General features: G+C 38.3%; 10 protein-coding genes and 1 pseudogene. 1 reads left to right on the top strand and 10 read right to left on the bottom strand.

Features of this window, described 5'->3' with window-relative positions:
- Window positions 1-72 precede the first annotated feature (72 nt).
- Window positions 73-1,722 (top strand): NFACT family protein, encoded by a 1,650-nt coding sequence (locus CH76_RS00255; protein WP_036141210.1) that lies wholly within the window; start codon window positions 73-75, stop codon window positions 1,720-1,722.
- Window positions 1,723-1,749: 27 nt separating this feature from the next.
- Here CH76_RS00255 and CH76_RS00250 read toward each other — a convergent pair whose 3' ends face one another.
- From CH76_RS00250 to CH76_RS00200, 10 genes and pseudogenes are all read right to left on the bottom strand, one after another.
- Window positions 1,750-2,673 (bottom strand): ABC transporter ATP-binding protein, encoded by a 924-nt coding sequence (locus tag CH76_RS00250; protein WP_036141207.1) that lies wholly within the window; start codon window positions 2,671-2,673, stop codon window positions 1,750-1,752.
- The gene (locus CH76_RS00245) at window positions 2,666-3,727 is read right to left on the bottom strand and encodes an ABC transporter ATP-binding protein (protein WP_036141204.1); all 1,062 of its coding nucleotides are present in this window, start codon (window positions 3,725-3,727) and stop codon (window positions 2,666-2,668) included. The genes CH76_RS00250 and CH76_RS00245 overlap by 8 nt, the downstream gene beginning before the upstream one ends.
- Window positions 3,728-3,742: 15 nt before the next feature.
- On the bottom strand, window positions 3,743-4,663 hold the full coding sequence (locus CH76_RS00240; protein WP_036141201.1) for an ABC transporter permease: 921 nt from the start codon (window positions 4,661-4,663) through the stop codon (window positions 3,743-3,745).
- A complete protein-coding gene (locus CH76_RS00235; protein ID WP_036141198.1) occupies window positions 4,663-5,592 on the bottom strand; it encodes an ABC transporter permease in 930 nt (309 codons plus the stop codon). Before CH76_RS00235 ends, CH76_RS00240 begins: the two co-directional genes overlap by 1 nt.
- Window positions 5,593-5,708: 116 nt before the next feature.
- Complete coding sequence (locus CH76_RS00230) at window positions 5,709-7,361, bottom strand: peptide ABC transporter substrate-binding protein (RefSeq protein WP_036141195.1); 1,653 nt, start codon at window positions 7,359-7,361, stop codon at window positions 5,709-5,711.
- A gap of 473 nt (window positions 7,362-7,834) precedes the next feature.
- Window positions 7,835-9,643: pseudogene (locus tag CH76_RS00220) on the bottom strand (oligopeptide ABC transporter substrate-binding protein).
- A gap of 13 nt (window positions 9,644-9,656) precedes the next feature.
- Window positions 9,657-10,562 (bottom strand): ABC transporter permease, encoded by a 906-nt coding sequence (locus tag CH76_RS00215; RefSeq protein WP_036141189.1) that lies wholly within the window; start codon window positions 10,560-10,562, stop codon window positions 9,657-9,659.
- Window positions 10,563-10,583: 21 nt separating this feature from the next.
- On the bottom strand, window positions 10,584-11,546 hold the full coding sequence (gene opp4B, locus CH76_RS00210) for an oligopeptide ABC transporter permease (protein WP_036141186.1): 963 nt from the start codon (window positions 11,544-11,546) through the stop codon (window positions 10,584-10,586).
- 1 nt (window position 11,547) lies between these two features.
- Window positions 11,548-12,492 (bottom strand): ATP-binding cassette domain-containing protein, encoded by a 945-nt coding sequence (locus tag CH76_RS00205; protein WP_036141183.1) that lies wholly within the window; start codon window positions 12,490-12,492, stop codon window positions 11,548-11,550.
- A complete protein-coding gene (locus CH76_RS00200) occupies window positions 12,489-13,496 on the bottom strand; it encodes an ABC transporter ATP-binding protein (RefSeq protein WP_036141181.1) in 1,008 nt (335 codons plus the stop codon). The genes CH76_RS00205 and CH76_RS00200 overlap by 4 nt, the downstream gene beginning before the upstream one ends.
- Window positions 13,497-13,742 lie beyond the last annotated feature (246 nt).

Here is a 13,742-nt window from a genome sequence, read left to right as displayed (position 1 = left end):
GTTACGAAAAAGGGAATAGTCGTGTTAAGATAGTACAAGACTACACAATAACAAACGAGAGAGTGAATTACTATGGCATTTGACGGATTATTTACACGCGCCATGACAACCGAGCTTCAGCAACTTGTCACAGGACGCATTACAAAAGTTCACCAACCTAACGCACAAGAAATTGTTTTACACATTCGTGCTAATGGAGCTAACCATAAATTACTATTATCCGTTCACTCGTCGTACGCCCGCGTACAGTTAACGGAACATACTATTGATAACCCAGCCGAACCGCCAATGTTTTGCATGTTTTTACGTAAGCACATTGAAGGTGGCTTTATTAATGCCATTAAACAAGTAGGCAGTGACCGTATAATGATTATGGAAATTCACAGCACAAACGAAATTGGTGACGCTACTGTACGTGAGCTTCATGCCGAAATTATGGGCCGCCACAGTAATATTTTATTAGTAGACCCTAGCAAAAACCAAATTATCGAGGCACTTAAACACCTATCACCTTTAATGAACCGCCACCGCACTATCATGCCAGGACAACCCTTTATTGCACCACCTGCACAGGATAAGGTAGATCCATTTTCAGGCGATGATAACTTTTTTACTGAGCCGCGCACAGCTAAAGACATCGTTTCGCACTTCGCTGGCTTTAGCCCACTCCACGCAGAAGAAGTGCTTGCTCGTGGCACAGCAAGCTTTAATGACTTTGTTCAAGCCTTTACGCAAGGCGGTGAGCAACCAACCTATGCTGAGATTGGCAATAAGGTAGTGTTCTCACCTAACCGTCTCACACATATCGCAAATACGAGTAGTTTCAAAAGTAATAGCGCACTACTTGATCGTGTATTTTTTGCACGTGCAGAGCGCGACCGCGTTAAACAACAAGCTGGCGATTTAGAGCGCTGGCTACAAAATGAAATTAGTAAGCTCCAACTAAAAATGAAAAAGCTCACAAAAGATTTTGAGCGCGCTTCACGCCTTGAGACTTTTCAATTATACGGGGAGCTATTAATGGCTAATATTTATACATTTGAACGTGGTGTTAATGAAGTAACTGTAACTAACTATTATACGGACGAACCTGTGACCATCACAGTTGATCCACGTAAATCACCTGTTGATAACGCGCAAAGTTACTTTACAAAATATAACAAAGCTAAAAATGCATTAGTGATGGTACAAGAGCAACTAGATAAAACAACTGAAGACATTAGCTATTTCGAAATGCTCATGCAACAAGTACAGCAAGCTTCGCCAACTGACATTGAGGAAATTCGTGAGGAACTAGCGGAGCAAGGCTTTTTAAAACGTCGCATTCTCAAAAAGAAAAAGAAACCAACACAAGCAAAACCCGAGAAATTTGTGTCTTCAAGTGGCATTGCCATTTCTGTTGGTAAAAATAATAAACAAAACGACGCACTCACTTTTAAAATCGCTAAACGTACTGACACATGGTTACACACTAAAGACATCCCTGGCTCACATGTGGTCATCCATAGCGACGAGCCTGATGAGCAAACGATTATGGAAGCTGCAACACTTGCAGGTTATTTCAGTAAAGCACGCGAGTCTTCTTCAATCCCTGTGGATTACACGCAAATCAAACATGTAAAAAAACCAAGTGGTGCAAAGCCAGGTTTTGTTATTTATTTCGAACAAAAAACAGTTTACGTAACCCCAGACGAAGCATTAGTTATGCAATTAAAAAAATGAGGAGTGCGCATAATGCGCCTCCTCATTTTATTTTTTGCGCGCTTGCGCCCACTCTGTTACTAAACTCTCTGTGCCATAAACGAAATGTTCCTCGTCCACCTCATAATACGTTGCGCTATCTGGTACTTCTGTATGTTCATACGGAATACGCTGACGACGCTTTTCTGATAGTGGGTCTGGTAAAGGAATCGCAGACAGTAATGATTTTGTATAAGGATGCACAGGGTGATGATAAATATCATCTGCACGCCCAATTTCTAAAATCTTACCACGATACATTACCGCAATACGGTCACTGATGTACTTAACCATAGATAAATCATGGGCAATAAATAAATATGTCAGCCCACGCTCTTTTTGCAGTTCTTTTAACAAGTTAACAACCTGCGCTTGAATCGAAACATCTAACGCTGAAATGGGCTCATCCGCAATAATAAAACTTGGGTCTAGGCTTAGCGCACGCGCGATACCAATACGTTGTCGCTGCCCCCCTGAAAACTCATGCGCATAGCGATTGGCGTGCTCACGGTTTAACCCCACAGCCTCAAGTAGCTCATAAATTTTCATTTGACGTTCTTTTTTATTTTTGTGTAAGCCATGAATCGTAAAACCTTCTGCAATAATTTCGCCCGCTGTCATACGCGGATTTAAACTTGCGTAAGGGTCTTGGAAAATCATCTGCATCTCACGGTTGAAGGCTTTTACTTCTTCCTTCGACTTTTTACCATGCACATCTTGACCTTTAAAGATAATTTCGCCATCTGTAATATCATATAAACGAATAATTGAGCGCCCTGTTGTTGACTTACCACAACCCGACTCACCTACAAGTCCTAGCGTTTCACCTTTATATACATCAAAGCTAATACCATCAACTGCTTTAATTGGACTACTTGGCGAACCGAAGTGCTGCTTTAAATTTTTAATTTCTAAAATCTTTTCTTTAGTCATTGTATTGCGCCTCCTTCTCTGCAAAGGTACGAATACGTTTTGCTACGATCTCTGGCATTGCAACATCTGGTGCGTCCGGATGTAATAACCATGTTTTAGCAAAGTGCGTGTCACTCACTTGGAACATTGGCGGCTCTTGCTCATAATCAATTGCCATCGCAAATTCATTACGCGCTGCAAAAGCATCACCCTTTGGCGGGTGTGTTAAATCTGGCGGTGAACCTGGGATTGTATGCAGTAATTCTTCTGCATCATTATCTAAATCTGGCATTGAGCCAAGTAAGCCCCATGTGTATGGATGCTTTGGATTATAAAAAATATCATTTACTGTGCCGTACTCTACAATTTGCCCAGCATACATTACTGCAACGCGGTCAGCAACATTCGCTACTACACCTAAGTCATGGGTAATAAAAATAATAGATGTTTTAGAAGTTTTCTGAATTTCTTTCATTAACTCTAAAATCTGCGCCTGGATTGTTACATCTAGCGCTGTCGTTGGCTCATCCGCAATTAATAACTTTGGATCAGCGGCTAAAGCAATCGCAATAACGATACGCTGACGCATACCACCTGAAAACTCATGTGGATATTGATTGTAGCGCTTCTCAGGGAAAGGTATACCTACCTGATCAATTAATTGAATTGCTTTTTGCTTAGCCTCACTGCGTGGCATTGAACGGTGTTGTAAAATCACCTCTGTAATTTGACGCCCAACTTTCATTGTAGGATTAAGACTTGTCATTGGGTCTTGGAATATCATTGCGATATCATTACCGCGAATTTTTGTCATTTGCTTCTCTGTTAATTTCACTAAATCTTTACCATCAAATAAAATTTCACCTGAAGCATAAATACCTGGTGGCTGCGGAATCAATTTCATTAAAGCATTACTTGTAACACTTTTACCTGAACCCGATTCACCAACAATCGCTAATGTTTCACCCTCATATAACTCAAAGTTCACACCGCGAACCGCCTGTACTAAGCCTGCGTAAGTTTTAAAATTAATACGTAAATCTTTTACTTCTACTACTTTTTTTCGTGTTTCCATGATTCAGCCACCTCCTTACTTACGTAGTTTTGGATCTAATGCATCGCGTAAGCCATCACCAATAGCATTAAACGCAAAAATTGTTAACGAAATAAATACCGCTGGGAAAATTAAACGCCATGGATAATCAGCAATTGCCTTGTTACCATCTGACGCCATCGTTCCCCATGAGGCACGAGGTGCTGGTACACCTAAACCTAAATAACTTAAAAATGACTCGGTAAAAATCGCCGAAGGAATTGTTAATGTCATTGTTACTAAAATAGCACCTAATGCGTTAGGGATTAAATGCTTCATAATTAAATGCCCTGTGCTTGCACCTAATGTGCGTGCAGCAAGTACATACTCTTGATTTTTAATGGATAATACTTCACCACGTACAATACGTGCCATGTTAATCCAACCCGTAATTGACAGTGCAATAATCATTGGCACAATACCTGGTTGCATAACAACTAATAATACGATTACAACTAACAGGTAAGGTACAGCTGTTAACACGTCTGCGATACGCATCATAATATTATCAACACGTCCACCTGCTAAACCTGACACACTACCCCATAGCACACCAATAACTAAATCAATCAGTGCTGCTGTAATACCAATAAATAATGAAATACGAGCGCCTGCCCAAATACGAACAAAAATATCTCGCCCTAAGTCATCCGTACCAAACCAAAACTGCGCGCTTGGTGGTGAGTTATACACACCTAATTGGTCACTATATTTATATTGCGACAACATTGGTACAACAATTGCCATCGCAATAATAATTGCTAAAATTATTAAACCTGCAATCGCCATTTTATTATGAGAGAAGCGAATAAATACTTCTTTCCAAAAGGATACAGATTTTTTTGCTAATTTATCAGAAGCCTCGTCGTTGACGCCGACTACTTTAAATAAATCCTTATCAATCGGTTGTTGCGTCATTATTTTTTCGCTCCTTTCAACTTAATTCGCGGATCAATGATGCTGTATAAAATATCTACAAGGAATACCGCAAATAAAAGTATGATTGAATAGAACACAGTCGTCCCCATAATTACCGTATAATCTCGGTTTGTAATACTTTGTACGAAGTGTTTACCCAATCCTGGCACGGCGAAAATTTGCTCAACAATAAAACTACCTGTTACTACGCCAGCTGTTAACGGACCTAAATACGTTACTACTGGTAATAATGCGTTACGCAAAGTATGACGGAAAACAACTGTCCATTTGCCTAACCCTTTTGCTCGAGCCATCTTCACATAGTCACTGCTATTTTGCTCAAGCATACTTGAGCGTGTTAGCTTGGCAATAAAGCCCGCATGTGTGAAAGCGATTGCAAGTGCCGGCAGCACACTATAAATAAAACCATTCCACCCTGCCGTCGGGAAAATATCTAACTTATAAGCTAAGAAGTACTGCATTAACCCAGCCAAAATAAAGGATGGGACGGAAATACCGAGCACTGCTATGGACGTAGCCAAATAATCTGGGAATTTATTATGATAGAGCGCGGATATGACACCTATTAGCACACCAAAACCTATAGCTAACAGCATTGCCTCTAGACCTAAGGTTAAAGAAACAGGGAAACTTTCCGCAATCATATCATTAGTAGAACGCGCTTTATACTTCATTGATTCACCGAAATTAAAAGTGGCCGTATCGATTAAATAATCTTTGTATTGGATATACCAAGGGTTATTTAAGCCATACGTTTCGTTTAACTTTTCCTCAATTTGAGGAGGGAAATTACGTTCATTTGCAAATGGACTACCTGGTGCTAAACGCATTAAGAAAAACGTGACCGTTACGATGACGAAAAGCGCGAGAAGTATATACATCAGCCTTTTCAAAATATAGTTAATCACTTTGGACTCCTCCTTCTATTTGCCCTCTGACAAATATATGCTTTCGCATTAATAGAAAAAAGAGCTACCTCAAAACCGAAGTATCAGCTATGAGGCAGCCCTTCGCTGTTGTGAAATTATTTCACGTCAACATTTTTAAGTTGGAAGTTACCTAAAATGTCAGGTTCCATGCCACTTACTTTATCTTGTACTACTGATGGATCTGTGTAGTAGTAGATAGGTGCAACAGGGAATTCTGTCATTGCAATTTTTTCTGCTTCTTTTAAGATTTCAATACGTTTTTCAGTATCTACTTCTTTGTTTGAAGCTTCCATTAACTCTTTGTATTTAGGATTTTCCCAGCCTGTATCATTGTTGCCGTTTTCAGCAGTTGCATACATTTCTAAGAATGTGTAAGCATCGTTGTAGTCAGCAATCCAACCCATACGACCTACTTGGTATTCACCCATGTTTACTTTCTCTAAATAAACTTGCCATTCAGAGTTATCTAATGTTGTGTTAATACCTAAGTTTTTGCTCCAGCTCTCTTGGATGTATTGTGCTACTGATGCGTGAGCCTCACTTGTGTTGTAAGAAATAGCAATTGTTAAATCTGATGCTTTAGCAATACCAAGCTCTTTAAGTCCTGCTTCAAGTGCTTTTTTTGCTTCTTCAATATCATTGTCTTTAAAGTAACCACGGTCTTCTTCAAAACCTTTGATTACTGTTGGTACCATACCTAATGCTGGTGTTTGATCAGCTTTTAATACGTTGTCAATTAAACCTTGACGGTCCATTGCTAAAGTTAGAGCACGACGAATATTTTCGTTAGCCACTACTTTGTCTTTTGTATTTAGTTTGTACCAATAAACGCCTGCTTTATCAGCAATGTTTAATTTATCTTCTGAACGGAATGCATCCATAGAATCTAGTGCTACCGTTTGGAATGGTGAACCTAAGAAGTCAATTTCACCTTTTTTGAACATTGTTACTGCTGTTGATTCGCCTTCTACCATGCCGATGTTAACTTTTTCAAGTTTCACTGTATCAGCATCCCAGTAATCTTCGTTTTTCTCTAATGTGATTGAAGCATTATGTTTCCACTCTGCTAATTTAAATGGTCCGTTTGTTACGAAGTCTTCACCAGCATCTGTGTACCAGTTTTCATTCGCTTCAACTACTTTTTGATTAAGTGGTGCATATGTTTTAAACGCTGTAAGCTCTAAGAAATACGCTGTTGGGTTTTCTAAAGTTACAACTAATGTTTTTTCATCTTTAACTTCAATACCTAAATCATCTGCAGAGCCTTTAGTGTTGTTGTACGCTTCAGCACCTTTAATTGGATAAAGTAGTGATGCATATTCAGACATATTGTCTGGGTTTAATGCCCACTCCCATGAGTATGCAAAGTCGCCAGCTACTACTGGGTCGCCATTACTCCATTTAGCATCACGTAATTTAAATGTATACGTTAAGCCATCTTCACTTACTTCCCAATCCTCTGCCATTGCTTTTTGAGGTACTGTATCTTTGTCTAAACGTGTAAGACCTTCAAATACCTCATTTAATACTGCACCTGATGTTGTATCAGTAGCAAGTTGTGGATGTAATGACGGTGGTTCTGAGGCAACTACTAAATTAAGTTCTTTTTTACCCGAACCTTCTTTACCATCGCCATTAGAATCTTTTTTGTCATCAGTAGCCTTATCGCCACCAAAGCCACATGCTGCTAGCACTAACGAGAACGCTGCAAGTAATGCTAATAAGAAAAACTTTTTGTTCTTATTCATGTGAAATCCCCCTAATGTTTTATAAGCCCGAAATCTAAGCTCTAATCAAATATACCAAAAATTACGACATTGAAAAGCAAAAATATTTAATTTTCTATTTATTAAACTATTCACAAAAGATTAAACAATAAATTATATTTCAATACATTAATAGGCTAAAGTGCCTTTTTATCATTTTTTTGATATTAAATTTACTTTTATCGTTGTTAACTAGACTTATGTATGAACAAACGTTTTTTCTCTTTATTTTCTGATTTTTCTGCACTAATAGCTTTATCTTGTAAAATAATTCTTTATACCTAATCTCGTTTTTTACATTATTATGTAAGTAAACCATATAAATAGTATTGCCTACTATTATAAATCCCTTATCCTCCTTCTTATTCCATGTGCTTTTTTTGGATTTTAAGGCTATTTTTATTATAGTAATAAACAAATAAAGAGCTATCCTGCATAGGACAGCTCTTTATGTTTTATTTCACTGGTGTATCAGCAACAAGTTCAATTTCATGTAATTTTGTTGCATCAATATAGTCAATGTTGTAGTTTTTAACACGTTTATTGACTGGCACAATTTCTGTACGGAAGTACGTAGGAATTGTTGTTGCTTGATCAGCCATATATTCTTGCCATGTACGGAAAGCTTTTGCACGGTAATCAGCATCCATTGCTTCCTTAGAATCAATATCAGCTAACATTTTTGTTAAGTCATCCGTTACAATGCGTGCAAAGTTAAACTCTGCATCTTTACCATACAAGCCTGCTGGCGATGGATTAGTACCTGTGCCCCACGCTGCCATAAACATATCAATCTCTGGGTCATCTGCTTTTACTTTATCATAGAAGCTTTGGAATTCAATTAAGCGACCTGTTGTTAATTGTACATCTAAACCAACATCTTTCCAGTTTTGACGATAGTACTCAACAATCGCCTCATCTGTATCAGAACCTGACATTGAAGCTAAATTAATCGTAAATGGTTTTCCGTCTTTATCTTCACGGATACCGTCACCATCCACGTCTTTATAACCCGCTTCTTCTAATAAGGTTTTTGCTTTTTCTGCATCATACGTAATACCTTCTAATGAATCATCATAAAATGATGCAAATACTGGTGGGATTAATGAGTTACCACGCACACGTAAGCCTTGGTAAAACTCTTTTGTTACAGATTCAATATCCATAGCATAGCCAATTGCTTGACGTAAATCTTTGTCGTTCATTTTTGCATTTTCATCTGTAACATTTAATTTAGCTTCCTTATCATACTTACCTAGTTTAAATGATAGGTATGAGTAAGCTAACTCTGGTCGACCTAATAAATCAATATTTTTTAAATCTTTTACGTTATCATATTGTGTTGCTGGGAATGAATCCACAATATCAAACTTACCTGATTTAATAGCTGTTGCTGCTGAAGATGATGGTACCGTTTGTAATACAATTTTGTCTAACTTCGGTTCACCTCTCCAGTAATGTTCGTTTTTAGTAAACTGTACTGACTCACCTGGTACGATTTTTTCAAATTTAAATGCGCCTAATGTTACCGGATTTTTGCGTACAGCATCTGATGCTAATAAATCTGCTACTGCAATGCTTTCTAGTTGATGCTTTGGTGCTGCGTAGCCCCATAAACCATCGCCGCCACTATAAATAGCTGGTGATAATTTTTTAAATGAAATTTCTAACGTTGTGTCATCTACTTTTTTAAGTCCTGAAATTGTGTCAGCCTTACCATCATGGAACTCTTCAACGCCAACGATATTTCGGAAGTCACCGTCATAACGAACACCTGGGTAATCTTTGTCTGCAATAATTTCATAAGGATAAATTAAATCTTCAATTTTAAGTGGCTCACCATCCGATCATTTTACATCTTTACGGATTGTAATAGTTGCTTTGTTGTTATCAGCATCCACTTCTAATTTACCGATACCTTCATCTGTAATTAAAAAGTCTTCTCCTGTATCAAATAATGAGTTTGTTGCAAATCCCATTACTGTTGAATCATAAGCGTCATCATATAACTCCCAAGAGAACACGCCTTGGAATGGTGAGTCTGTTACCATACCATATTGTAGTGTACCACCCTTAACTGCTTCGCCGTCATTCTCAATCTTCATGGGAAGCACCGCTGATGCGTCCTTGCTGTCTTCTTTCTCTGTGCTGTCATCCTTCTTGCCAGTGTCTTTGCTGCTATCTGTACCACCACCACTACATGCTGCTAGTGCTAGTAGGGCTGCAAAGAGTAGAGCTAATAGTGATAAACTTCTCTTCTTCATTATAATTCCTCCCTTATCCTAATCTTTGTCTTGCGTCAGCCGCACGTCGAAGCGCTTGACCGACATAATTTATACCAAGCATCATAATTAAAATGAATAATGATGCGGGCAACCATACCCACCACTTACCTGCAAGTACTACAGGGTTTGTAGCATAACTTACTAATGTACCTAAGCTTGGCACTGAAGGTGGTAAACCAAATCCTAAGAAGGATAGCCCTGTTTCAATACCAACATTACCTGCAAAGCTTAGTGTTAGCTCAACAATTAAAATCGAGCTTAAGTTAGGCAAAATACCTTTAAACATAATGGCTAAATCACTTGTACCCATTGTTTTAGAAGCATTAACATAATCACGCTTTGCCTCAGACAACACCTTACTACGAATAAGTCGTGCAGTGCTGACCCAGCCAAAAATACTAATTACTAGTATTAAATGTAAGGCTGTATATTTAGGAATAATTGTAATCATTACGATAATAATCATTAGCGTTGGTAATGTCATAAAGAAATCAATTACTCGCATAATAATATTATCAATAAATCCGCCATAATAGGCTGCAGCTAGGCCAATCATAATCCCTAAAACTGAGGTAATGACAGTAACTGAGATAGCAATGAAAATAGAGTTTTTAGCCCCTATAATTAGTTGCATCAAAATATCTCGCCCTGCTTCATCCGCTCCTAATACATAGCCGTTAACTCCTGGCTCTGCATAACGTTGTAGCAGTTTCACCTTCATTACTTCATCAATATCAATAAAAAAGTAGCTCGCAATATAAACACCCACAATTAAAGCAGTAATAAAGATGAATGAAAACATTGCAATTTTATCTTTTTTAAACTCTCGTAACACAACTTTCAATCCTGTTGGTGGTACACTTTCTGCTAGTACTTCTTGTTGCTTTTCCTGTTCCATAGCGTCTTCACTCCTTCTTTATTAGTCAATGCGAATGCGTGGGTCTACGATACTCATAATGATGTCGGACAATAGACTGCCAAGTAAGGTTAAGAAACCAAATAGCATGACAAGTGTAGTAATTACACTGTAATCACGTGTAATCACTGAGTTCACAAATAATTGCCCCATACCAGGATAGCCAAAGATGGTTTCGATAAAGATAGAGCCACCTAATAGGCCAGTAATCGTAAATCCTAAAAATGCCGCAACTGGTAATAAAGAATTTCGGAAAATATGACGTGTGTATACTTTACGTAGTGGTACACCTTTACTACGTGCTGTTTTCACATAATCTTGTGTTTGTGCATCAATCACTTCACTACGTAAATATTGAATAATACCTGTCGTACCTAAAATGGCATATGTGATAGCTGGTAGTAGCATATGATGTATGCGGTTCCAATAATATGCAAATGTACCTTCTGTAATATTGACATCCACTGTACCGCTCGTTGGGAACCAACTCAGTTGATAGCCAAATATATATAAAAATATTAGGGATAGCACAAAGGTTGGTATGGCATAGCTCACAAAACTATAGAGTACAATGGTTTTATCAACAAAACTATCCTTATACCTACCTGCAATAACTCCTAATGGAATAGCGAGCGCATAGACTAAGATCACACTTAATAAGGACAATAAAAATGTATTATAAGCACGCTCACCAATTAAAGAAGAAACACTTCGTTTATACGTGTAACTTTTACCAAAGTCACCTTGCGCAACATTTTTAATCCAATTGACATACTGTACAGGCGCTGGATCATTAAGTCCTGCTTGCTCTCTAAGTTCTTCTACACGTGCTGGGTCCGTCTCTGGTGTAATTAAGCCTGAGAAAGGATCTCCTGGCATCTTTTGTGCCAATAAGAAAATAATAATACTCAATACAAATAATTGCGGAATCATAACTAAAATACGTCTAATAATGGTCTTCCACATATTATCGCTCCTCCCCCGTTGGCAAAATTGCTACATGATGTGTATTTGTTAAGGGACGGATAGGGTAGACTTTACCGTCTTTGTCATAGTATTTATGCTGTTCTTCACGATAGAGTTGCTCAACACGTAAACGCTCATCTCTACGTTCCTTACGTGTACTTGGCTCCGTATTAGGTATCGCTGACAGTAAACGGTGTGTATAAATATGTTGAGGGTTAGTATAAATATCTTTACTTGTTCCTCTTTCCACAAAACGACCGCGGTACATAATCGCAATATCATCACACATATGCTTAACTACACCTAAGTCATGCGAAATAAATAAATAACTTAACCCATACTCATCTTGAATATCCTGCATAAAGTTAAGCACCTGCGCCTGTACGGATAAATCTAGTGCTGATACCGGCTCATCTGCAATAATTAGTTTCGGTTTACACGCTACAGCACGTGCAATACCTAAACGTTGGCGCTGTCCTCCTGAAAATTGATGCGGGTATTTATACTTGGCATCCTCTGGCATACCAACAATCGCTAATAATTCATTTACTCGGCGATTTTCCTCATCTGGTGTCATTGTCGTAAAATTCCGAATTGGTTCGGCAATAATATCCAAGACACGCTTACGCGGATTCATACTTGAATGAGAATCTTGAAAAATCATCTGTACATCACGGTTATAGCTCGAATTTCTTTGACGGCGTTGATTGGTTACGTCCTGTCCTTCATACGTAATAGAACCTGAGGCGATTTTTTCGAGCCCTATAATCGCTTTACCTGTAGTTGATTTACCGCAACCTGATTCCCCTACAAGTCCATAAGTTTTACCTGTTTCAAATGCCATCGAAATCCCATCAACCGCGTATACTTGGTCCACTACCTTATTTAAAAAGCCTCCACGAATTGGATAATGCACGCAGAGGTTTTTGATTTCCATAAAACTCATACCACATCGCTCTCCTCTTCAAAACGAAATGTCTGCCAGCATGTACAGCGTACATAATGGTCGGGTGCTACCTCATGCATACGTGGTTCCTGCTCATGACTAGACGTATCTAACCACGGCACTCGTGTCGAAAAACGACAGCCTGTGCGAGGTAAATTTTTAAGCGATGGCACAATGCCATGAATTACATTTAACTTCTCACCTTCTACATTCATTTGCGGAATTGAGTTAAGCAATGAACGTGTATAAGGATGTTTTGGGTTGGTAAACAATTCATTGACAGGCGCTTCTTCGATAACTTGCCCTGCATACATTACGGCTACACGATCAGCAATCTCTGCTACTACACCAAGGTCATGTGTAATTAAAATAATGCCTGCTTCTGTTTCTGTCTGTAGCTCTTTTAATAAATCTAAAATTTGTGCCTGTATCGTTACATCAAGCGCCGTTGTCGGTTCGTCTGCGATGATTACTGCGGGTTTACAAGATAATGCAATCGCAATCATGACACGCTGACGCATGCCCCCTGAAAGCTGATGCGGAAACTGCTTAGCCGTACGTTGCGGATTAGGAATGCCTACTTGCTCTAGCAATTCAATAACACGTTTGTGCCTAGCATCCTTATTTAGCTTCGTATGATAGATCAACGATTCCTCAATTTGTTGTTCAATACGCATAAGTGGGTTAAGCGCTGATAATGGGTCTTGGAAGATGAACCCAATCTCTGCACCTCTGACATTGTTGAATTGTTCGTCTGTCATTGCAACGAGATTTTTTTTATGATAAATAATTTCTCCCTCGGTTTTGGTGTCGTCTGGATTATGCAACCCGACAATCGAAGTAGCTAAGGTACTTTTACCACAGCCTGATTCACCAACAATTGCCAACACTTCATTTTTGCGTAGCGTTAACGTTACATCGTCAACTGCTGCAAAGTAATCATCTTTGATGCGAAAACTGGTCGTTAAGTTTTTAATGTCCAGCAATATGTCTGCCTTATTCAACGCGGCAACCTCCCTTAAAAGAATACTTAAATATTATACTAATAAGTTTGATTATCACGTAAATTTCGAATATTGTAAACAGTTTTATTTACATTTTATCCTAATCATTAAAAAATAGCTGTAAAAACTGAGGTTTTCGCTGTAAAAATCAATTTTACCTACAATTAAATAATCAGTTATTTCTAACTATTTAACTCCAAATATATACATACCATGTATATATTATCCTTAGATAATGGATTTCTA

The sequence above is a fragment of the Lysinibacillus sp. BF-4 genome, from assembly GCF_000743635.1.
GTDB classification, from domain to species: Bacteria; Bacillota; Bacilli; order Bacillales_A; family Planococcaceae; genus Metalysinibacillus; species Metalysinibacillus saudimassiliensis.
Note: the sequence above shows the minus strand (reverse complement) of the source record. Positions and strands in the feature narration are given on the sequence as shown.